This is a genomic window from Bradyrhizobium sp. Ghvi (assembly GCF_900115265.1).
Lineage (GTDB): Bacteria > Pseudomonadota > Alphaproteobacteria > Rhizobiales > Xanthobacteraceae > Bradyrhizobium.
On record NZ_FOVU01000005.1, the window covers coordinates 722,752 to 745,236 of the forward strand.

General features: G+C 63.8%; 20 protein-coding genes. 10 read left to right on the forward strand and 10 right to left on the reverse strand.

Translation table 11 applies throughout. The features are described from left to right. Position 1: 1 nt before the first annotated feature. Positions 2–139 carry a hypothetical protein gene (locus tag BM374_RS38685; protein ID WP_177248462.1) on the reverse strand — a complete coding sequence of 46 codons (138 nt, stop codon included), beginning with the start codon at positions 137–139 and terminating at the stop codon, positions 2–4. 296 nt (positions 140–435) lie between these two features. Between BM374_RS38685 and BM374_RS22560 the strand changes: the two genes are divergently transcribed. Next, positions 436–1,764 (forward strand): Hsp70 family protein, encoded by a 1,329-nt coding sequence (locus BM374_RS22560; RefSeq protein WP_092296645.1) that lies wholly within the window; start codon positions 436–438, stop codon positions 1,762–1,764. Between the two features lie 90 nt (positions 1,765–1,854). Here BM374_RS22560 and BM374_RS22565 read toward each other — a convergent pair whose 3' ends face one another. The 4 genes from BM374_RS22565 to BM374_RS22580 all read right to left on the reverse strand — a co-directional run bounded on the left by BM374_RS22565 (position 1,855) and on the right by BM374_RS22580 (position 6,592). Further along, a complete protein-coding gene (locus tag BM374_RS22565) occupies positions 1,855–2,298 on the reverse strand; it encodes an SRPBCC family protein (protein WP_092296648.1) in 444 nt (147 codons plus the stop codon). Between the two features lie 463 nt (positions 2,299–2,761). Next, positions 2,762–4,039 carry a formyl-CoA transferase gene (gene frc / locus BM374_RS22570; RefSeq protein ID WP_092296651.1) on the reverse strand — a complete coding sequence of 426 codons (1,278 nt, stop codon included), beginning with the start codon at positions 4,037–4,039 and terminating at the stop codon, positions 2,762–2,764. A 63-nt stretch (positions 4,040–4,102) separates the two neighbouring features. After that, the gene (gene oxc / locus BM374_RS22575; RefSeq protein ID WP_092296654.1) at positions 4,103–5,836 is read right to left on the reverse strand and encodes an oxalyl-CoA decarboxylase; all 1,734 of its coding nucleotides are present in this window, start codon (positions 5,834–5,836) and stop codon (positions 4,103–4,105) included. A gap of 60 nt (positions 5,837–5,896) precedes the next feature. Then, complete coding sequence (locus tag BM374_RS22580) at positions 5,897–6,592, reverse strand: GntR family transcriptional regulator (RefSeq protein ID WP_177248481.1); 696 nt, start codon at positions 6,590–6,592, stop codon at positions 5,897–5,899. A gap of 344 nt (positions 6,593–6,936) precedes the next feature. Between BM374_RS22580 and BM374_RS22585 the strand changes: the two genes are divergently transcribed. From BM374_RS22585 to BM374_RS22615, 7 genes are all read left to right on the forward strand, one after another. Then, the gene (locus BM374_RS22585) at positions 6,937–9,066 is read left to right on the forward strand and encodes an acetate--CoA ligase family protein (protein WP_092296660.1); all 2,130 of its coding nucleotides are present in this window, start codon (positions 6,937–6,939) and stop codon (positions 9,064–9,066) included. Between the two features lie 57 nt (positions 9,067–9,123). Next, positions 9,124–9,960, forward strand: coding sequence for an IclR family transcriptional regulator (locus BM374_RS22590; RefSeq protein ID WP_092296663.1), 837 nt, complete (start codon positions 9,124–9,126; stop codon positions 9,958–9,960). Between the two features lie 117 nt (positions 9,961–10,077). Then, the gene (locus BM374_RS22595) at positions 10,078–11,880 is read left to right on the forward strand and encodes an adenine deaminase C-terminal domain-containing protein (protein ID WP_092296666.1); all 1,803 of its coding nucleotides are present in this window, start codon (positions 10,078–10,080) and stop codon (positions 11,878–11,880) included. A 152-nt stretch (positions 11,881–12,032) separates the two neighbouring features. Continuing rightward, positions 12,033–13,823 (forward strand): glyoxylate carboligase, encoded by a 1,791-nt coding sequence (gene gcl / locus BM374_RS22600; protein WP_092296669.1) that lies wholly within the window; start codon positions 12,033–12,035, stop codon positions 13,821–13,823. 11 nt (positions 13,824–13,834) lie between these two features. After that, on the forward strand, positions 13,835–14,620 hold the full coding sequence (hyi, locus tag BM374_RS22605; RefSeq protein ID WP_092296672.1) for a hydroxypyruvate isomerase: 786 nt from the start codon (positions 13,835–13,837) through the stop codon (positions 14,618–14,620). Between the two features lie 11 nt (positions 14,621–14,631). After that, positions 14,632–15,519 (forward strand): 2-hydroxy-3-oxopropionate reductase, encoded by an 888-nt coding sequence (locus BM374_RS22610; protein WP_092296675.1) that lies wholly within the window; start codon positions 14,632–14,634, stop codon positions 15,517–15,519. 113 nt (positions 15,520–15,632) lie between these two features. After that, entirely contained in the window at positions 15,633–16,016 is a 384-nt protein-coding gene (locus BM374_RS22615) for a DUF1236 domain-containing protein (protein ID WP_092297015.1), read from the forward strand. Positions 16,017–16,092: 76 nt separating this feature from the next. On the opposite strand, the gene BM374_RS22620 is transcribed toward BM374_RS22615, so the two are convergent. Next, positions 16,093–16,689, reverse strand: a complete 597-nt coding sequence (locus BM374_RS22620; RefSeq protein WP_092296678.1) for a thiamine pyrophosphate-dependent enzyme — start codon at positions 16,687–16,689, stop codon at positions 16,093–16,095. Positions 16,690–16,696: 7 nt separating this feature from the next. Further along, positions 16,697–17,263, reverse strand: coding sequence for a thiamine pyrophosphate-binding protein (locus BM374_RS22625; RefSeq protein ID WP_092296681.1), 567 nt, complete (start codon positions 17,261–17,263; stop codon positions 16,697–16,699). 241 nt (positions 17,264–17,504) lie between these two features. Here BM374_RS22625 and BM374_RS22630 point away from each other — a divergent pair, with 241 nt between their 5' ends. Continuing rightward, entirely contained in the window at positions 17,505–18,554 is a 1,050-nt protein-coding gene (locus BM374_RS22630) for a hydroxyacid dehydrogenase (protein ID WP_092296684.1), read from the forward strand. Between the two features lie 220 nt (positions 18,555–18,774). After that, positions 18,775–18,987, forward strand: a complete 213-nt coding sequence (locus BM374_RS22635; protein WP_092296687.1) for a hypothetical protein — start codon at positions 18,775–18,777, stop codon at positions 18,985–18,987. 3 nt (positions 18,988–18,990) lie between these two features. Here BM374_RS22635 and BM374_RS22640 read toward each other — a convergent pair whose 3' ends face one another. The 3 genes from BM374_RS22640 to BM374_RS22650 form a co-directional block, all read right to left on the reverse strand. After that, positions 18,991–19,566 (reverse strand): GNAT family N-acetyltransferase, encoded by a 576-nt coding sequence (locus BM374_RS22640; protein WP_177248463.1) that lies wholly within the window; start codon positions 19,564–19,566, stop codon positions 18,991–18,993. Between the two features lie 6 nt (positions 19,567–19,572). Beyond that, complete coding sequence (locus tag BM374_RS22645; protein ID WP_092296693.1) at positions 19,573–21,930, reverse strand: Orn/Lys/Arg family decarboxylase; 2,358 nt, start codon at positions 21,928–21,930, stop codon at positions 19,573–19,575. A 71-nt stretch (positions 21,931–22,001) separates the two neighbouring features. Then, a complete protein-coding gene (locus BM374_RS22650) occupies positions 22,002–22,481 on the reverse strand; it encodes an Lrp/AsnC family transcriptional regulator (protein WP_177248464.1) in 480 nt (159 codons plus the stop codon). Between the last annotated feature and the right edge of the window lie 4 nt (positions 22,482–22,485).

A 22,485-nucleotide genomic window follows, 5' to 3' on the forward strand; every position in this document is an offset into this window, starting at 1 on the left:
CTTAAAGGCCGAAGCGGGGCAGATCGCCGTTGTGATTGGAGATCTCGGCGCTCGCCATCAGGAAGCGGTCGAGGGCGGCCATGAAGCGGGCGAACAGCGAGGCAGAGGGAGCGAGGGCGACGGAAGCGGTCTTGGACATTGGAATTCCCTTTCCTTGGGACAGACAGTACTGCTGTCCCATTTCGAAGGTTGTTCTATGTATACCAGATGCCAATGTCCATGCATCCCATTGCATAGCAGCATATAAATTGCCGCATTGCAGCATAGCACTTCCCTAAAACAGCCGGTTTGGGGCTCAAAACCTGTCGTTTCCGGCTCAACTGGATGAGAGTGGCAGCCGGGCCACTTCGGATCGCTCTTGACCCGAGCTCTTGGCACCGCACTGCAAAACGGTTAGTGGTTCGCCCCCTTTCCAACAATCCGTCAGAGTGGTTCATGTCGAGCGCCTCGCCCGCCGTCTCGATCGGCATCGATTTTGGGACCAGCAACACCGTCGTCGCACTCGCGGCCGACGATCGCCGGGTCGAGGCCGTCCGCTTCGACCATGGCGGCCACCGCCACAGCACCTACGTCTCGGCCCTCTGCTTCTGGGAGGATCGGCCGGGCGCCGGGGCCCAGGCCGAGGGCGGTCCGTGGGCGATCGAGCAGTTCCTCGAAGGCCGCCACGTCTATCGCTTCCTCCAGTCGTTCAAGACCTTCGCGGCGAGCTCCAGTTTCAACACCACCCAGGTGTTCCGGCAACGCTTCAAGTTCGAGGACATTCTGGCGGCGTTCTTGCGCACGCTGGCGCGCCACGGCGGCGACCGGTTCGGCTTCGAGGCGGCCAACATCACCGTCGGCCGTCCCGTGCGCTTTGCCGGCGGCAATCCCGATGATGATCTCGCCATGCAGCGCTACCGCGCCGCGTTCGAACGTCTCGGCGCCGGCCATGCCCGCTACGTCTACGAGCCCGTGGGCGCGGCGTTCTCGTTCGCCCGAAGGCTGGAACGCGATGCCACCGTGCTGGTGGCTGACTTCGGCGGCGGCACCAGCGACTTCTCGGTGATGCGGTTCTCGCGCGCCGGCGGACATTTGCGCGCCGAGCCGCTGGGGCATGCCGGTATCGGCATTGCAGGTGACACGTTCGATTATCGCATCGTCGACCACGTCGTCTCGCCGCGGCTCGGCAAGGGCTCGAGCTTCCGCTCGTTCGACAAGGTGCTGCCGATCCCCAACAGCCACTACACCAATCTCGCGCGCTGGCATCAGCTCGCGCTGATGAAGAGCAACGGCGATCTGCGCGAGCTTAGGGAGCTCGCGCGCACCGCGCTGAAGCCCGATCTGCTCGAGGATTTCATCACCATCGTCGATCTCGACCTCGGCTTTTCGCTGTATCGCGCGGTGTCCGACGCCAAGGTCGCGCTGTCGGCCCGAGACGAGGTCGACTTCCGCTTCAAGGGCGGCGGCGTCGATATCGGCGCCACCATCACGCGGAAGAATTTCGACGGCTGGATTGCCGACGACATCGCGCGCCTCGGCGCCACAGTCGATAAGGTGCTGAATGAGTCCGGCATCACCGCGCGCGACGTCGAGAAGGTGTTTCTGACCGGCGGCACCTCGTTCGTGCCGGCAGTGCGAAAACTGTTCGCCGACCGGTTCGGCAATGAGCGGCTGATGTCAGGGGACCAGTTCGAGTCGATCGCCTACGGCCTCGCGCTGATCGGCCACAGTGCCGAACCGGACCGCTGGACCGCGGACGGCGGGCTGAAGAAGGCGGGCGGGTAGGGTCGTCATTGAACGAAGCACGCTCGACCGGGCTTGGGACACCTCTCCCTTCGGAAGAGGTGTCCCCTCGACCGCAAAGCCATCCCGCCGCTACTGATTGATCTCCGGCTCGACGAGCTTCGCCAGATTGCGCAGCGATTCCTGCCAGCCGAGATAGCAGGCCTCCACGGGAATGGCATCCGGAAGCCCGGTCTGCGTGATATCCACCTCGGTGCCGACCAGGACCTTCTTCAGGGTCACGGTCACCTCGATCAAGCCCGGCAGGTTCGGATCGTCGAACTTGTCGGTGTAGCGCAGGCGCTGGCCCGGAACGAGCTCGAGATATTCGCCGCCGAACGAATGGCCGTTGCCTGTCGTGAAATTCCGGAATGACATCTTGAACGTGCCGCCGACCTTGGCCTCCAGATGGTGCACGGTGCAGGTGAAACCGTTGGGCGGAAGCCATTTCGCCAGCGCGTCCGCCTCGATGAAGGCGCGATAGACTTTCTCGGGACTGGTCGTGAGAACGCGGTGCAGGCGTACGGTGCCGGGCATGATTGTTCTACCTCTTGCATTGTCGGGCGCGAATTGGGCGTTTGGGGCCCAATTACGTCACGAGGACGAACGGGCGGGAGCCGATCCGACACGGTATTTCATTTTTTTGCGGAATCTGGGTTCGGAGCGCCAGCTGCCCCCGTCCCCGCAGGCCTTGCGATCCAGCGCAAAGACTCCGGCTGAATCGGTAATCGCGCCATCGGCGAAATTGCCATCACACATTTGCGCCAGTACCTCGAAGTGGCGGGCGCCGCTCTTTCCGATTGTGTTATCTTAGTCCTGTTTTGCCCGACGCGTCAACGGAAATTCGAAAAATACGAAATTGGCTTTAAGGCCAAGGGATTGGCTACTGTGCATGGGGTTGTTTTTCAGTTTTTGGTTTGAGCCCGTGGCCGCACAGCCTTGCTCATGCAAAAAGGCCGCCTCGATGGGCGGCCCTTTGTCTTGGTCGAAGCGCTTCCGCTTACTCGGCGGCCTGCTTCTGCGGCGGGTCGAGCGCGCCTGATTTATGGATATCGGCGACCTGGTGATCGCTGAAGCCGAGCACCGAGCGCAGGATCTCATCGGTGTGCTCGCCGAGCAGCGGCGAGCGGGTAACGTCGGCCGGGCTATCCGACAGCTTGATCGGGTTGCCGACCGAGACGTACTTGCCGCGGGTGGGGTGGTCGACCTCGACCACGGTGCCGGTCGCGCGCAGCGACTGGTCTTCGGCGATCTCCTTCATCGACAGGATCGGGCCGCAGGGGATGTCGTCCTTGTTGAGGATTTCCATCGCCTCGAACTTGGTCTTGGTCATCGTCCACTGTTCGATGCGCGCGAAGATCTCGTTCAGGCGCGGCAGGCGGGCCGCCGGCTTGGCGTAGTTCGGATCGGTCTTCCAGGTGGGCTCGCCGATCACGTCGCAGATCTTCTCCCAGACCGGGGCCTGGGTGATGAAGTAGATGTAGGCGTTGGGATCGGTCTCCCAGCCCTTGCACTTCAGGATGCGGCCGGGCTGGCCGCCACCCGAGTCGTTGCCGGCACGCGGCACGGCATCGCCGAACGGCACGCCTTCGCCGAACTGGCTGTATTCCTTGAGCGGGCCATGGGCGAGGCGCTGCTGGTCGCGCAGCTTGACGCGGCAGAGGTTGAGCACGCCGTCCTGCATCGCGGCGGTGACGCGCTGGCCCTTGCCGGAATGCGTGCGCTGGTAGAGCGCGGTAACGATGCCGAGGGCGAGATGCAGGCCGGTGCCGGAATCGCCGATCTGCGCACCGGTGACGAGCGGCAGGCCGTCGCGGAAGCCGGTGGTGGAGGCGGCGCCGCCGGTGCACTGCGCGACGTTCTCATAGACCTTGCAGTCCTCGTACGGTCCGGGGCCGAAGCCCTTGATCGACGCGACGATCATCTTCGGGTTGATGGCCTGGATCTTCTCCCAGGGGAAGCCCATGCGGTCGAGCACGCCGGGGCCGAAATTCTCGACCAGCACGTCGCACTTTTTGATCAGCTCGGTCAGGACTTCCTTGCCCTTCGGGTTCTTGGTGTCGAGCGTGATCGAACGCTTGTTGTGGTTGAGCATGGTGAAATACAGGCTGTCCACGTTCGGGATGTCCTGCAGCTGGCCGCGGGTGATGTCACCCACGCCCGGGCGTTCCACCTTGATCACGTCGGCGCCGAACCAGGCCAGCAGCTGCGTGCAGGTCGGTCCTGACTGGACGTGGGTGAAGTCGAGAATGCGAACGCCCTCGAGCGCTTTGGTCATGGTCTTGCTCCGTACTCTGTCTGCCCCTGCGAACCACAGGGAGTAAAGGCTTGAGGGGTGGACTTACTTCTTCTTCTGCAGAACGCTCTGCGGATTGAGGTTGCCGATGCGGCCGCTCTCCGAGCCCGCAGCCGGATCGATCACCGCGTTGATGAGCGTCGGCTTGCCCGACTTCATCGCCTCAACGACGGCGCGCTTCAGCTCGTCCGGCGAGGTGGCATTCACGCCGACGCCGCCGAACGCTTCCATCATCTTGTCGTAGCGCGCGCCCTTCACGAACACTGTTGTCGCGGGATCGGAATTGGCGCCGTTGACGTCGGTGCCGCGATAGATGCCGTCATTGTTGAAGATGACGACGCAGATCGGCAGATTGTAGCGGCAGATGGTCTCGACCTCCATGCCGGAGAAGCCGAACGCCGAGTCGCCCTCGACTGCGAGCACGGGATGGCCGGTCTCGAGCGCGGCTGCGATCGCCTGGCCCATGCCGATGCCCATCACGCCCCAGGTGCCGACGTCGAGACGCTTGCGCGGGCGGTACATGTCGATGACGCCGCGGGCGAGGTCGAGCGTGTTGGCGCCCTCGTTGACGAGGATCGCCTCCGGGTGCTCCTTGATGACGTTCTTCAACACGCCGAGCGCGCCGTGATAGTCCATCGGCGATTTGTTGTTCATGAGCTTCGGCGCCATCTTGGCGATGTTCTCTTCGCGCTTGGTCGAGATCGCCTTGGTCCATTCCGCGGGCGGAGCGGTCCAGCCCGTTCCCATCGCCTGGTTGAAGGCCGAGACCACGGAGCCGATGTCGCCGACGACGGGCGCGACGATCTCGACGTTGGAGTCCATCTCCTTCGGCTCGATGTCGACCTGGATGAACTTCTTCGGCTGATCGCCCCAGCTCTTGCCCTTGCCGTGCGAGAGCAGCCAGTTCAGCCGCGCGCCGATCAGCATGACGACGTCGGAGTCTTTCAGTACGGTCGAGCGGGCTGCACCGGCGCATTGCGGATGCGTGTCGGGGAGAAGGCCCTTGGCCATGCTCATCGGCAGGAACGGCACGCCGCTCTTCTCGACGAAGCTCTTGATCTCCTCATCGGCCTGCGCGTAGGCCGCGCCCTTGCCGAGGATGATGAGCGGGCGCTTCGCGCCCTTGAGCACGTCGAGGGCGCGCTTGACCGAAGCAGGCGAGGGGATCTGTGCGGGAGCAGCATCGATCACCTTGACCAGTGACTTCTGGCCCGCCTCGGCGTTCATCACCTGGCCGAACAGTTTGGCCGGCAGGTCGAGATAGACGCCGCCCGGACGGCCAGAGACCGCGGCGCGGATCGCGCGGGCGAAACCGATGCCGATGTCCTGGGCGTGCAGCACGCGATAGGCCGCCTTGCACAGCGGCTTTGCGATCGCGAGTTGGTCCATTTCCTCGTAGTCGCCCTGCTGCAGGTCGACGATCTCGCGCTCGGAGGAGCCCGAGACCAGGATCATCGGGTAGCAGTTGGTGGTCGCGTGCGCGAGCGCAGTGAGACCATTGAGGAAGCCGGGCGCGGAGACCGTGAGGCAGACGCCGGGCTTCTTGGTGAGATAGCCGGCGATGCCCGCGGCGTAGCCGGCGTTCTGCTCGTGGCGGAAGGAGATCACGCGAATGCCGGCGGCCTGCGCCATGCGGCCCAAATCCGTGATCGGGATGCCCGGCACATTATAGATGGTGTTGATGCCGTTCAGCTTGAGCGCGTCGATGACGAGATGGAAGCCATCTGTCAGTTCCTGCTCGGTGCCCGGTGCCTCGGACTTGGTCGCGGTATTCAGCATGGGCTTGTCTCCCTGGTCTCAAGATGCGGGGCGAGTTTTTCGCCCTTCTGGTGAATGTCGTTACGTGAACAGTTCCTGGCCGTGCGCCTCGACGTAAGCGGCAAGGCCAAGGGTGTGATCGCGGGCGCGCTTCTCGGCGAGCTCGGTGTCGCGCGCTTCCAGCGCCTCGATCATGGCGAGATGCTCGGGCAGGGAGGTCGCGGTGCGGTCCTTGCGGCCGATCGTCAGCTGGCGATAGCCGCGCACGTGCAGCAAGAGATCATTGGTGAGATCAACCAAGACAGGGGATTCCGACAGCGAGATCAGCGCCTGATGGAAGGCGATGTTGGCTTTCGAATATTCCTCGACGTGATCCTCGGGCAGGCGGTCCTTGCCAAAATCCTTGAAGAAATCGCGCAGCGCCGAGATGTCCTTCTTGCGCGCGGTCGTGGTGATGAGGCGGGCCGCCATGCTCTCCAGCGCCGCCCAGGCGCGGATCATGTCGACGATCTCGCTCTTGGTCCGGCGCACCACCATGATGCCACGGCGCGGCACGGTCTTCACGAAACCGTCCTGCTCGAGCATCGCGATGGCTTCGCGGATCGGCGTGCGGCTGACACCCAGGCGTTCGGATAGTGCGCGCTCGTCCAGCATCACCGGCTCGGGCGTCGAATAGATGTCCATCTTGAGGATGGCTTCCTTCAAGGCGTCATACGCCTTGTTCTTGAAGCTGCTCTCCGGGGCAATACGAACGATTGCGATGTCTGCCTCGGCCATGTTCGGCAACGCCTTGGTTGGTTTCCGCAGTGACACGACGATTCTCCTCCAGTGGGAGTCGTCTTTTACAGGAATATTGACTGGAAAGTTTTTGGCATACCACATGCCAGAATGTCAAGCTGGCTAATTTTTGCGGCGTTCCGGGTGGTGCTCTGGCTTGACAAGTTGGCTTCTGGCATACCAAATGCCATCGCTAGCCATTTTTGATCCAAGCTGGCGGAGTAATCAAGGCCTTTCGCCGCTCCGTTCCGCCTGATGGAACAGAGCGCGGCGATGGCAAGTGTCACGGCAGCCGCATCACGCGCGCTTTGCCAAGCAAGAACTGAAGGTCAAGGGAGAAGCTCATGTCCAATTCCAAAGACGTCGTCCGCAAGGTCCTTGACCAGGTCAAGGCCGACAACCGCACCAGCCTGACCGCGCCGGAAGGCAAGGTGGTCTGCGACGCCTACGGCATTCCAGTGCCGAAAGAGGGCGTGGCGAAGTCGGCGGGCGAGGCCGGCAAGATGGCCTCCGCGATGGGCTTCCCAGTCGTGATGAAGATCGTCTCGCCGGACATTCTCCACAAGACCGAGGCCGGCGGCGTCATCGTCGGCGTCAAGACGGCCGAGGATGCCGAGAAGGCCTACGAGACCATTCTCGGCAACGCCAAGAAGTACAAGGCCGATGCCAAGATCGAGGGCATCCAGGTGCAGCAAATGCTGGCCGGCGGCACCGAAGTCATCGTCGGCTCGATCACCGACGGCTCGTTCGGCAAGCTGGTCGCCTTCGGTCTCGGCGGCGTGCTGGTCGAAGTGCTCAAGGACATCACCTTCCGCCTCGCGCCGGCGACCAAGGAAGACGCGCTCTCGATGCTCGACGGGATTCAGGCGCATGAGATTCTGAAGGGTGTACGTGGCGGCGAGCCGGTGAACCGCACGGCGCTCGCCGATGTCATCGTCAAGGTCTCGCAGCTCGTCACCGATTTCCCAGAAATTGTCGAGCTCGACCTCAATCCGGTTTTCGCGACGCCGAAGGACGCGACCGCTGCTGACGTGCGCATCGTCGTCGACTTCGCCTACAAGCCCAAGCCGAAGCCGCGTCCGACCGAAGAGATCGTCGCAGCCATGAACCGCATCATGCAGCCGAAGGCGGTTGCTGTGATCGGCGCCTCCGCCGAGGACGGCAAAATCGGCAACTCCGTGATGAAGAACCTCATCAACGGCGGCTACAAGGGCGAGATCATCCCGATCCACCCCAAGGCCGCAGAAATCCTCGGCTACAAGGCCTACAAGAGCGTCAAGGACGTGCCCGGTGTGATCGATGTCGCGGTGTTCGCGATTCCCGCGAAGTTCGTTGCGGGCGCGCTGACTGAATGCGGCGAGAAGAAAATCCCGGGCGCGGTGCTGATTCCGTCAGGCTTTGCGGAAGCTGGCGCGCCGGAGCTCCAGGCCGAGATCGTGGAGGTCGGCAAGAAATACGACATTCGCCTGATGGGGCCGAACATTTACGGCTTCTACTACACGCCGGCCAACCTCTGTGCGACCTTCTGCACCGCCTATGACGTCAAGGGCCACGCGGCGCTGTCGTCACAGTCGGGCGGCATCGGCATGGCCATCATCGGCTTCTCGCGCTCGGCCAAGATGGGCGTCTCGGCGATCGTCGGCCTCGGCAACAAGTCGGATATCGACGAGGACGATCTGCTCGCCTTCTTCGAGCAGGATCCGAACACCAACCTGATCGCGCAGCACTGCGAAGACCTCAAGGACGGCCGCGCCTTTGCGGAAGCCGCCAAGCGCGTCTCCAAGAAGAAGCCGGTCGTCGTGCTCAAGGCCGGCCGCACCTCGGCCGGCGCCAAGGCCGCTTCGTCGCATACCGGCGCGCTCGCCGGCAACGACCGCATCTATGAGGACGTGTTCAAGCAGTCCGGTGTGATCCGTGCCCGCAGCTTGCGCCAGTTGCTGGAGTTCGCCCGTGGCGTGCCGGTGCTGCCGACGCCGAAGGGGGAGAACGTGCTGATCATCACCGGCGCGGGCGGCTCGGGCGTGCTGTTGTCGGACTCCTGCGTCGACAACGGCCTTTCGCTGATGTCGATGCCGCCGGATCTCGATGCGGCCTTCCGCAAGTTCATCCCGCCGTTCGGCGCTGCCGGAAATCCTGTGGATATCACCGGCGGCGAGCCGCCCATCACCTACGTGAACACGGTGAAGCTCGGCCTCTCCGACGATCGCATCCATTCGCTGATCCTCGGCTACTGGCACACCATCGTCACGCCGCCGATGGTGTTCGCCCGCAACATGGTCGAGGTGAAGAAGGAAATGGAGGCCAAGGGCTTCGTGAAGCCGATGGTCGCCTCGCTCGCCGGCGACGTCGAGGTCGAGGAGGCCGCCGAATATCTCTACCAGCACGGCATCCCGGCCTATGCGTATTCGACCGAGCTGCCGGTCGAGGTGCTCGGCGCCAAGTACAAGTGGGCCCGTGGGGCAGGGCTGCTCTGAGACAAAGACTTTCACCTCTCCCCGTCCGCGGGGAGAGGTGATAACTGTCAGGTCGCGATGGGCAAGAACGTGATCCGGCGCAAACCGCTCGAAACACGATCGGCATCGGAGGCCGATCGTGACGGCGGCGTGCAGTCCGTCGACCGCGCGTTGTCGATCCTCGAGACTCTGGCCGAGGACGACGAAGGCTATCGCCTCAGCGATCTGGCCGTGCGCACCGGCCTCTCAGCCTCCACCGTGCATCGCCTGCTGGCGACGCTGGAAAGCCGCCGCTTCGTGCAGTTCGACCGCGTCGAATCCAAATGGCATGTCGGTGTGCGCAGCTTTACCGTAGGCGCGAGCTTTGCGCGCCGGCGCAATTTCACGGCGCAGGCCATTCCCTATTTGCGTAAGCTGCGCGATCTCACCCGTGAGACCGCCAATCTCGCTGTGGTCGACGACGAGTTCATCATCGTGCTCACCCGCATGGAGAGCCGCGAGATCATGCGCTCGCTGACCAAGGTCGGTGGCCGCGTCGCGATGGTGACGTCGGGCGTCGGCAAGGCCGTGCTTGCGACCTATTCCGACGAGGATGTCGGCGCCATCATCCGCCATCACGGCATGCCGCGGCTGACGGAAAAATCCATCGTGCGCCCCAGCGACCTCTTTAAGGAACTCGCGACCATCCGTAAGCAGGGATATGCGATCGACGACGAGGAGGCCGAGATCGGCCTGCGCTGCGTTGCCGCCGTGGTCTACAACGGGCTCGGCGAACCGCTGGCCGCGATTTCCGTCTCCGGCCTGACCAGCCGCGTCACCGACACGCGCTTGCCGGAGATCGGCCGCACTGTGCGCGAGGTCGCCGCGGAACTCACGGCCGCGCTGGGCGGTGTCGTCCCGTCACCCCAAGCCTGAGTTTGATGCATCCGCGGCTGCCCAAAGCGTAAGCACGAGTGCCGTTTTATTTGAGTTGCCCCGCTGGCTCACGGCGGCAACCATTGCCTGATCACTCCCGTTTTGCGAGAGCCCCCTATGCGAATACTCACCCGCTTCGCCGTCGCGCCGCTGCATGAGATGACGCGGCGCCTTGCCGACGTCGCCTCAGCGCGTGTCGCGCCCGATCTCGTCATCTCAGGCGCACGCGTGCTCTCGACATACTCCGAGCGCATCCATCCGGGACGGGAGGTCTGGATCACGGGCGGCCGCATCGCGGCGATCAAGCCGGTGGGTTCGGCGAAAAAGGCGTGGAGCGAAGTTCCGCTATACGACTCCGCCGGAGGGATCATCGCGCCGGGGCTGGTCGATCCGCACATCCACATCGAATCCTCGATGGTGACGGCGTGCGCCTATGCCGAGGCCGCGCTGCTCAACGGCACCACCACTATCTTCTGCGACAGCCACGAGATCGGCAACGTCATGGATGTCGCCGGTGTCGAGGCGATGCTGGAGGACGCCCGCGAGGCGCCGCTCTCGATCTTTTTGACGGTACCGAGCACGGTGCCTGCGACATCGGCCGAACTGGAGACGGCGGGCGGCGACCTCACGCCCGACAAGATCGCCGGCCTGTTCGACCGCTGGCCTGAAGCTGTCGCACTCGGCGAGAAGATGGATTTCGTACCTGTCACTATGGGCGACGAGCGCAGCCACGCGATCCTCGCCGCGGCATTGAAGCGCGGGCGGCCGGTGTCAGGCCACGTCTACGGCCGCGAATTCGTCGCGGCCTACGCGGCATCAGGTGTCACCGACACCCATGAGGCGATCGACCGCGACATCGCCGACGATCTGCTCGACGCCGGTGTGTGGGTTTTCTTGCGCGGCGGCCCGCCGACCACGCCCTGGCATTCGCTGCCGCAGGCGATTCGAACGATCACCGAGCTCGGCGCTTCACATAAGCGCACGGCGGTCTGCACCGACGATCGCGATGCTGATGATTTGCTTCTTTTCGGCCTTGACTGGGTGGTCCGCGAAGCCGTGAAGGCGGGAATGTCGCCGGAGCAGGCCTGGTCGATGGGGTCACTGCATGGCGCCACGCGGTTCAATATGGAAGGCGATATCGGCGGGCTCGGCGGTGGCCGCCGCGCCGATCTCGTGCTGATGGACGACAATCTCAAGCCGCAATCGACCTGGTATGGCGGTGAGTTGGTGGTGGAGAACCGGAAGATCACTCCTCGGTTGGATCAAGCGCTATCGCAGCGCTACCAATATCCAAAGGCGGCTTATGCCACAGTGAAACTGCCTGAGAAGCTGAAGCTGACGCCGGAGCTGCCGGGGAAGGCCTGCACTGTCAACGTCATCAAGACCGCGCTGCCGGGCATCACGCTGATCCACGAGAAGGTCGCGATCGAACCGTCCAAGGACTGGCCCTCGTTGTTTCAGCGTTATGGCCTATGCTTTGTCACGGTGGTCGAACGCCACGGCAAGTCGGCCGGCAATGTCGCCTACGGCTTGCTCAAGGATTTCGGCCTCAAGCGCGGCGCGGTGGCCTCCAGTGTCGGCCACGACAGCCACAACATCATCGTCGCCGGCACCAACGAGGACGACATGCAGGTCGCAATCGCAGCGATCAAGGCGCAGCAGGGCGGCGTCTGCGTCGTTGCCGAGGGCGAGGTGAGGGCACTGGTCCCGCTGCCGATTGCTGGCCTGCTCTCGGACAAGCGGGTTACCGAGGTCGCCGATGAGGTCAAGGTGCTGAAGAGGGAATGGGCCGAGGCCGGCTGCACCATCCCCTACATGGGCTTCAATCTGATTCCGCTATCGGTCATTCCGGAAATTCGCATCACGGACAAGGGCCTTGTGCTGGTGCCGCAGATGGAGCTGGTGCCGCTCTTCGAGTGAACGGCTTTCACGTATTTCTTGATCTAACAGCTTGAGACGACCACAGTTTTTTTCACGGCTGCCGCATCGTGGAAAATAAAATCCATCTCATTGAGATCGCATCGCGCGCACCCGATGATCTCGCTCGCTGATTTAACCGAGCGAGGTCCGATATGGCGAAGATGCGAGCTGTCGATGCAGCCGTGCGTATCCTGGAGAAGGAAGGCATCTCGACGGCCTTCGGCGTTCCCGGCGCTGCGATCAATCCGCTTTACTCTGCATTGAAGAAGCGCGGCTCGATTCGCCACATCCTGGCGCGCCATGTCGAAGGCGCCTCGCATATGGCCGAGGGCTATACGCGGGCCAGGGCCGGCAATATCGGCGTCTGCATCGGCACGTCAGGGCCGGCCGGCACCGACATGATCACCGGGCTCTATTCGGCGATCGCCGATTCCATCCCGATCCTCTGCATCACCGGGCAGGCGCCGCGCGCACGGCTTTATAAGGAGGACTTCCAGGCTGTTGACATCGAGTCGATCGCCAAGCCTGTAACCAAGTGGGCGGTCACCGTGCGCGAGCCGGCGCTGGTGCCGCGCGTCTTCAGCCAGGCCTTTCACGTGATGCGCTCCGGCCGGCCCGGACCGGTGCTGATCGACATGCCGCTGGACGTGCAGCTCGCCGAGATCGAGTTCGACGACGAGACCTATGAGCCGCTGCCGGTCTACAAGCCGGCTGCGACGCGTAAGCAGGTCGAGAAGGCGCTGGAGATGCTTAATGCCGCCGAGCGGCCGCTTATCGTGGCAGGGGGCGGCATCATCAATGCCGATGCCTCGGACCTGCTAGTCGAGTTCGCTGAGATCGCCAACGTGCCCGTCGTCCCGACTCTGATGGGATGGGGGGCGATCCCTGACGATCACGTGCTGATGGCCGGCATGGTCGGCCTGCAGACCAGCCATCGCTATGGCAACGCCACGCTGCTGGAATCCGATTTCGTGCTCGGTATCGGTAACCGCTGGGCCAACCGCCACACCGGCTCGGTCGAGACCTACACCAAGGGCCGCACCTTCGTGCATGTCGACATCGAGCCGACCCAGATCGGCCGCGTGTTCAATCCCGACCTCGGGATCGTCTCGGACGCCAAGGCAGCGCTGGAGCTGTTCGTCTCCGTCGCCAGGGAGTGGCGCCGATCAGGTAGCCTTCGCGAGCGCCAGGCGTGGCCCGCTTCCTGCCGCGATCGCAAGAAGACCATGCTGCGCAAGAGCCATTTCGAGAACGTGCCGATCAAGCCGCAGCGCGTCTATGAGGAGATGAACAAGGCGTTCGGCCGCGACACCACCTATGTCACCGTTATCGGCTTGTCGCAGATCGCCGGCGCGCAATTCCTCGGCGTCTACAAGCCGCGCAACTGGATCAACGCCGGGCAGGCGGGGCCGCTCGGCTGGACGCTGCCGGCGGCGCTCGGCGTGCGTGCGGCCTGCCCGGATCGCGACATCGTCGCGCTGTCGGGCGATTACGACTTTCAGTTCCTGATCGAGGAGCTCGCGGTCGGGGCGCAGTTCAATCTGCCTTACATCCACGTCGTCGTGAACAATTCCTATCTCGGGCTGATCCGCCAGGCCCAGCGCGGCTTCGACATGGACTATCACGTCCAGCTCTCCTTCGAGAACATCAACGCACCGGAGATCGGTGTTTATGGCGTCGACCATGTCGCGGTGGCCGAAGGCCTCGGCTGCAAGGCGATCCGCGTTACCGACCCGAAGGACGCGCAGGCTGCCTTCGCGACCGCCCGCGAACTGATGAAGAAGCACCGCGTGCCCGTGGTGGTCGAGTTCATCCTGGAGCGCGTCACCAACATCGCGATGGGCACGGAGATCGACAACATCGTCGAGTTCGAAGAGGTGCTGGACCTGCCGCTCGACGAGGTCGGGACCACAAGGTCCGGCGTATTGCAGCCGGCAGAGTAGGGGACCGCATCATGCCGAAATTTGCCGCCAACCTCACCATGCTCTTCAACGAGATGCCGTTTCTCGATCGCTTCGCCGCGGCGAAGGCGGCAGGCTTTGCCGGGGTCGAGTATCTCTTCCCCTACGATTTCGACAAGGCGCAGCTCCGCGAACAACTCGAGGCCCACGGACTTACCCAAGTGCTGCACAATCTGCCGGCCGGCAACTGGGCCGGCGGCGAGCGCGGCATCGCGATCATGCCCGATCGCACAGCCGAATTCCGCGACGGCGTGTTCCGCGCCATCGACTACGCAAAGGCTCTCGATTGCGAACAGCTCAATTGCCTCGTCGGAATTGCGCCTGTGGAGGCCGATCCGCGCGAATTACAGGAGACGCTGGTCGGCAATCTGCGTTTCGCGGCCTCGACGCTTGCGCGGGAGAACATCAAGCTGCTGGTCGAGCCGATCAACACGCTCGACATTCCCGGCTTCTTCCTCAACGGCACCGAGCAGGCGATCCAGCTGATCTCAGAGGTGCGGTCGGGCAATCTGTTCGTGCAGTACGACATCTATCACATGCAGATCATGGAGGGCGATCTCGCCCGCACCATGCAGGAGTATCTTCCGCAGATTGCGCACATCCAGCTCGCCGACAATCCCGGCCGGCATGAGCCGGGCACGGGCGAGATCAACTATCCCTTCCTGTTCCGCCATCTCGACGCGATCGGATATCGCGGCTGGATCGGCTGCGAGTACAAGCCGCGTACCACGACGCTGGAGGGCCTGTCCTGGCACGCGGCGCAGACCTTTGAGACGTGAGGATATCTGACATGATCGACATCGGCTTCATCGGACTTGGCACCATGGGACGGCCGATGGCCGGCCATCTCCTGGCAGCAGGCCATCGCGTGCTCCTGCACGACGTCGCGCCGGTCGCGCCGGAACTCATTGCGGCCGGGGGCGTCGCCTGCAAATCGGCCAAGGAGGTCGCTGAAGAGGCGGATGCCGTCATCGTCATGGTGCCTGACACCCCGCATGTCGAGGCCGTGTTGTTCGCCAAGGACGGTGTCGCCAGTGGCATCTCCAAGGGCAAGATCGTGGTCGACATGAGCTCGATCTCACCGCTCGCGACCAAGGAGTTTGCAAAGAAGATCGAGGCGCTCGGCGCGGATTATCTCGATGCCCCGGTGTCGGGCGGCGAGGTCGGCGCCAAGGCGGCGAGCCTCACCATCATGGTCGGCGGTCCCGAGCGGGCCTTCGGCACCATGAAGCCGGTCTTCGACAAGATGGGCAAGAACGTCACGCATGTGGGTGCCAATGGCGACGGCCAGACCACGAAGGTCGCCAACCAGATCATCGTCGCGCTGACGATCGAGGCGGTGAGCGAGGCGTTGCTGTTCGCATCCAAGGCGGGTGCGAACCCCGCGCTGGTGCGCAAGGCGCTGATGGGCGGTTTTGCCTCGTCGCGGATTCTCGAGGTGCATGGCGAGCGCATGGTGAAGCGCAATTTCGATCCCGGCTTTCGCATCGAGCTGCACCAGAAGGATCTTAACCTTGCGCTCGAGGGGGCGCGTGCGCTCGGTCTGTCGCTGCCAAGTACCGCGGTGGCGCAGCAATTGTTCTCCTCCTGCACCGCGCATGGCGGCAAGGGCTGGGATCATTCGGCAATGGTGCGGGCGCTGGAACTGATGGCTGGGCACGAGATCGCTGGAGCCTGAACTGTTACGCGGTAACAGTCGCCCGTTTGACGCGTGTTTCATCGCCCTGGAACCGGAACAATGCTCCGGTCCCGCGGTTGATGACGCACAACAATCACTGGAGACATCAGGTCATGAAAACCCGTCTTGCGATTACGTTGGCTGCTGCGTCGCTGCTGGCGTCGAGCGCAGCCTTTGCCCAGTCGACGACCGCCGAGGGCGCCGCGAACGGTGCGCGCGCGGGCGGTGATATCGGCGGCCCGGTTGGCGCGATGGTCGGCGGCACCGTGGGTGCGGCGGTTGGCGCCGGACTTGAAATTCCGAATGCGATCTTGGGCGGAATCCCGCGTGATGATTCCGTCGTGGTTCACGAGCGCGTCGTCGTCGGCGAGCCGCTGCCGCCGACCGTGGTCTTGCGGCCCGTGCCTAACTACACCCAGTATCGCTATGCGGTTGTGAACGATCGCCGTGTGATCGTCGAGCCGCGCACGCGCCGGGTGATCAAGATCATCGACTGATCGGCGCGTAAGGCGAATTGAATATGGGCCCCGCAGAGCGACGCTCTGCGGGGCCTCTGTCGTCCATGTGAGGATGTCAGAGCGGTTCGCGCACGCCGAGGCCGTGCATAAAGCGCTCGCGGATCTGCACCGGATCCCGGCGGGTGGTGCCGACGCCGGGCTTGTCGTCGATGCGCAGCGCGATCAGGCTGGGTTCGTCGGCCGACATGGCTTCGTCGACCAGCCGTTCGAAATCCTCCTCGTCCGCGGCCCAGGCGCTGTTGGTGAGTCCCGAGCCCAAGGCGATCGCGACGAGATCGGCGACGCCAGCTGCGGGCGTCGGCTGCGCGCCGGTGATCTGGTAGATGCCGTTGTCCATCACGATCATGATCAGGTTCTTCGGCTTCAACGCCGCGATGGTCGAGAGCGCGCCGAGCTGCATCAGCAGCGAGCCGTCCCCCTCCAGCGCGAAGACGCGCCGGTCGGGCTGCGCCAGCGCGACGCCCAGCGCGATCGGGAAAGCGAGGCCCATGCTGCCCAGCATGTAGAAATTCTGCGGGCGATGGCCGGCGGCCCATAGGTCGAAATTGGTGTTGCCGATGCCGCCGATCACCGCTTCCTCGTGCTTGAGCTTCGCGATCAGGCGCGAGGTCACGTCGAAGCGGTTCATCACTTTGGTGTTGCGCGTGGTCATGACCGGCTCACTTGTCGAAGACCTTGCCGCCCGTGAGCAGCGGGTTGAGGATCAGCGCTACCGGCGCCTGGGTGGTGACGGCCTGCTTGATCGAGCGGTCGGCGATGAATTCGAGCTCGTCGAGCCGGGTGATGGTGTGGTGCTCGATCGCGAGCGAATCCAGCACCGGACGCATCGTACGGCAGACCAGCGACTGGCCGTAATTGAACTCGCCGAGCGTGCCGCGCTCGGAAACGAACATGATCAGCGGAATCTGGTAGGGCACGGCCAGCGAGGCGAGCGTGTTGGCGAGCGTGGCAAAGCCGGAGGTTTGCATCAGCACCGCGCCGCGCCGTCCGCCCATCCAGGCACCGGAGACGATGCCGACGGCCTCTTCCTCGCGCGCGGTGGCAAAGGTCGTGAAGAAGGAATCGGCGTGCAAACTCTTGATCAGCGGCGTCAACACGCGGTCGGGCACGTAAGGGATCAGGCTGATGTCGTTCCGCTTCAGGGTCTGCAGGACGATGCCATGCCAGCTTTTGTCGCCGGACCCCGGTCCCGCCTGGGACGAGGGCTGCTGTTCCGCCACCGCCATCGTTTTCTCCCTTCGGCCGCGTATGCTTCTTGTTGGTCCGTCGCGGCGGTCTGCCGAACTTGACGGAGCGGGCGGGATTGTCAACATGTCCGGGCCGGTACCGTGATCTGCGCAAGATCGCCTGCCGTGGCCAGCACCGCCATGTCATAAGCGGGATAACGAGAAACGGGAGGGACGCTAGGGGACGAGCGCACATGGCGCTGACCTTGCGGGTCTCCGTGAGAGAGACGGAAGGGTCCTGATGTCGGTCAACAGCAAGCGCGTCTTCTACGTCAAATACCTGGCCAACCCTGTTTATATCGACATCCTGAAGGCCCGGCCCGACGTCCGGCTCGACCGCATCGAGAATGAGAGCCCCGAGGATTTCTACGCCCCCATCCTGAGCGCGGCGCATGTCTACCAGATTGGCGCCGCGCGCGACGAGCTGGCGCCGCATTTCCATATCGATGCCGCCTTCCTAAAGCGCGCGCCGAACCTGCTGCTGGTCTCCAGCAACGGCGCGGGTTTCGATCCGGTCGACGTCGAAGCCTGCACCGATGCGGGCGTGCTGGTCGTGAACCAGTCCGGCGGCAATGCCCATTCCGTCGCCGAGCACGCGCTGGCGATGATGCTGACCTTGTCCAAGCGCATCATCCAGTCCGACCGCAAGCTGCGCCGCGAGTCCAACGTCAACCGCAACGAGCTGATCGGCAACGAGGTCGAGCACAAGACCGTCGGCATCGTTGGCCTCGGCAATGTCGGCCGCCGCATCGCCGCGCTGTGCAAGGGCCTGCTCGGCATGAAAGTACTGGCTTACGATCCTTATCTCACGGCCGAGGTGATGGCCGAGCGCGGCGCCGAGAAGGTCGAGCTCGACGAGCTCCTGCGCCGCGCCGATTTCGTCTCGATCTCCTGTCCGCTCAACAAGGGCAGCCGCAACATGATCAGCGTGCGCGAGTTCGGCCTGATGCAGCCGCACGCCTATTTCATCACCACCGCACGCGGGTTCATCCATGATGAGGATGCGCTGTTGCAGGCGCTACGCGACAAACGAATCGCCGGTGCAGGTCTCGATGTCTGGTCCAAGGAGCCGCCGCCGCCGGAGCATCCGTTGCTTCAGTTCGACAACGTGCTGGCGAGCCCGCACACCGCCGGCGTGACAGTCGAGGCGCGCCAGAACATGGGCCGCATCGCTGCCGAGCAGGTGCTGGAGACGCTCGACGGCAAGCGCCCGCCGCGCATCATCAATCCCGAGGTCTGGCCCGTTTATGCCGAGCGCTTCAAGCACGCGTTTGGCGTCACGCCGGGGTAGGGCGCGCGCGGAGTGATCGCGCTCCGATCGTTGGTTACGGGGACGAAAACAGAATGCGGCGGATTTTACCGATGACGTGAGTGAACGCGTATGACTTCTTAGGCGGGTCGCCGCCTGAATGGGCTTCGGGAACCTTGCCGGGCTTTGATCCGCGTCAAAATCTCTCTCCCTTCGCTGCTCTAAATGGGGCTAGAGTGCTGCCGGTCCAGCAGGAGGTCCCATGTCAACTTATGTCGTCAGGTTCATGAAGGACGTGCTTGGCGAGTACGGCCGTCAGTGCGAGGTCTGCCAAGGCACGCTTGAGATCGACGCGGCCGACGAGGACGAGGCTACGGAACGGGCGAAAGCAAAATTCTGCGAGGACCAGGCGTTGCATCACTGGTCCCTGCATGCCGATCGCATCCACGTCAGACCGGCTGACTTTCCTTCGTGAAACTTATCGGCCCGGTGCGGTGACAGGCGGCGGCGCCGTGGCGCCGGTGCCGAGCGAGCGCTGCACCATGGCGGTATCCGACCAGCGGCCGTGCCGATAGGCTACGCCGCAGAGCAGGCCGACGCGCGCAAATCCAAACTTCTCATGCAGCGCCAGCGAGGGCGCGTTGTCGGCATCGATATAGCCGATCATCTGTCGGAAGCCGGCCGCCGCACAGGCATCGATCAGCTGCTGGAGCAGCAGCCGCCCGACACCGCGGCCGAGATGCTCGTGGTGGACATAGATCGAGTGCTTGGCCGTGTAGCGATAGGCCGGGCGCTTGCGAAACAGCACCGCATAGGCATAGCCGATGACCTCGCCGCGACAGGTCGCGACCAAATGCGGCAGGCGGGTCTGCTTCAGATTCTTGCGCCGGTCGCGCAGATCGTCGGGTTCCGGTGCGCCGGTTCCCTCGACGTCGCGGGGCACGCCGTTGCGGACGTGATGCCGGTAGATCGCCAGCATGGCCTCGACATCGCTCTCGCGTGAGGCGCGGACCAGCACCGGTTCGTCGCTTGCGCGCACAGCTGTTTCGTTCATCGGCACCTACTCGGCAACGACGTAGGTATAGAGCCCGATCCGCCCCTGCGCATCGACCTCCCTGTAGACCCCCTGGATTTCCACATCGAAGCCCGGGAATGTATTGAAGCAGGTCTCGAACATCTTGAGGTAATCGATCATCGGCTTGGCCCGTTGCGTCAACCGTTCGCCGGGCACGATGGTGGCGATGCCGGGCGGATAGACCACGAAGGGCGTGGTGGCAATGCGGCCGGCGATCGCTTCGATCGGCAGATAGTCGACGTCGTTCTTGAACAGGTAGCGCGCGGCATCGCGCGGCGACATCGCGATCTCAGGCATGTGCTCGGGCATGAATTGCCGCGCCTGGAGACCGCTTACATCGGCGGCGCGAAAGAAGCGATGCATCTCGCCGCAGAGGTCGCGCAGCCGCACGCCGGCATAGCGCGCCTGCCGCCGCTGATGGAATTCCGGGATGGCGTCGGCGAGCAGCGCGTTATCGTCGTGTAGCTTCTTGAAGGCGACGAGGCCGGAGATCAGCGTGCCGGCCTTGCTCGCCTCGACCCCGGGGGTGAGCAGGAAAAGCAGGGAGTTGAGGTCGTTCTTCTCGGGGACGATGCGGTTTTCGCGCAGATACTGCGCGACCACAGGGGCGGGGATGCCGTGCTCGGCATAGGCGCCGGTCGCGCGGTCGAAGCCGGGGGTGAGCAGCGTCAGCTTGTTCGGATCGGTCATGGCAAAGCCCTCGGCCATGCCAGGGAAGCCGTGCCAATTGCTGTCGGGGCCGAGCTGCCAGAGCGCCGGATTGGTGGCGAGCTCGTCGGTCGACAGCGTCTCCCAGGCGACGTTGTGCGCGGCGCCGGGGCGGCTGACATCGGGGATGGCGACACGGTCGGGAACGAAGGGCTCGAAGAACCAGCGGCGGTCCTCCTTTTGCTCCTTCTCTTCGAATTCCCGGCGCATCGCGCGGATCTTCTTGCGTAGCTCGATCCCGAGCCGGATCGTGTCGTCCCACAGCACCTCGCCGGATCGGCCTTTCATCATCTGCGCGCCGACATCGAGGGACGCGAACAACGGATAGAAGGGGGACGTTGAGGCGTGCTGCATAAAGCTTTCGTTGAAGCGGCGATGCTCGACGCGCCGCTTCTGGCCGCGGATGTGGCGATCCTTGATGTGGATCTGCGATGCCTGCGAGAAGCTCGCAAGCTGCTTGTGGGTCGATTGCGTCGCGATGATGCCTGGCGCTTCCGGCGGAAGGTCGGCAAGGCCCATCGCGAACCGGCCGGCATAGAGCGGGTGGAATTTCATGAAGCCCGCCCAGGCCTCGTCGAACAGGATGTAGTCGCAGAGATGGCCGATGCGCTTCAAAATCATCTCGGCGCTGTGGATCGAGCCGTCATACGTGCACTGCTCGACCACGGCGACGCGGAAAGGCCGCTCCTTGCGCCAGGCATCCTTGTTCGTGACCAGCGGATGATTGCGGATCGCCTCGCGCAAGGCCTTCTCGTCGAGCGCGTCCCAGCGCATCGGGCCGATCAGTCCCCAGGCGTTGCGGATGGTCGGCACATAGACCGGGATGCCGCCGTTGATCATCAGCGCGCCGTGATGGGCGGCCTTGTGATTGTTGCGGTCGAACAGCACGAGGTCGCCGTCGGTGACGAGGGCGCCGAGGGCGACCTTGTTCGAGGTCGAGGTGCCGTTGAGCACGAAATAGGTCTTCTCCGCGCCGAAGATTGCTGCCGCTTCCTTTTGCGCCTTCAGCGCAGGGCCTTCGTGGGTGAGGAGGTCGCCGAGATCGAGTACGGAATTGTCGAGGTCGTCGCGGAACACGGATTCGCCGAGGTGCTCGACGAAGACCCGACCGATCGGGCTGCGGTTGTAGAACACGCCGCCATTATGGCCCGGACAGGTCCAGAGCTGGTTGCCTTCCTCGGCATAGTCGACCAGCGCGCCGAAAAACGGCGTCTTCAGCGTCTCGGCATATTGCTTGAGCCGGCTGATCAGGTTCTTGGCAATGAACGTCGGCGTCTCCTCCGATAGGAAGACATAGCCATCGATGAAGTCGAGCACCTCGACCGGCAGGTCCTCGAACCGCTTGCGCCGGATCAACAGGATGATGGGGAAATCGAGGCCGCGGCGCCGCATCAGATTGATCAGCGCCGAGGTCCTGCCCTCGAGCCCCTTCTTGCCCCAGTCCACCACCATGCAGCCGATCGCGGCATCGGTCTGCACCGCGATCTCGGCGTCCTCCAGCTTGCGGGCCCGCACCACCTCGAAGCCGGAGCGCTGGATCTCCTCGATGATCTGGCTGAAGCGGAGGCCCTCGAGGTCGTCGGCGTCGAACACCGGTGCGGCGAACAGGAAGTTGAAGCGCTTGAAATAGTCCATTGTCGATCCCGAATATGCTGGAGATACAGCTCTCGGCACATTCGATGACAGTTGGATGACAGGGGGCGCCGCTACCGCCTTCCTTCGCCGAACACCACCGTCGGCACGGCGCGATTGACCACATCGCGCAATGCAAAACTCGATTGCACGCGCGCCACGCGCGGCAGGCGCGACAGTTCGGTGCGGTGGATGCGCTCGAAATCCTGGATGTCGCGGGCGAGCACGATCAGGATGTAGTCGTCGGTGCCCGACATCAGGAAGCAGCGCACGACCGACGGGCACTTCACCACTTCGGCCTCGAACGCCTTCAGCGCCTCGTCGCTCTGACTCTCCAGCGCAATGCGCACCAGGACCGTCGTATTCAGGCCGAACTGCGCGAGGTCGAGCGCGGCCTGATAAGCCTGGATGTAGCCGTCATCCTCGAGCGCCTTCTGCCGGCGCGCAAGTGCCGTGCTGGAGAGCCCGACCTTGTTGGCGAGCTCAGTGTGGCTGGCGCGGGCATTGGTCGTGAGTTCCGCGAGAATGGCGAGATCTTTCCGGTCGAGGGCCAAGGTT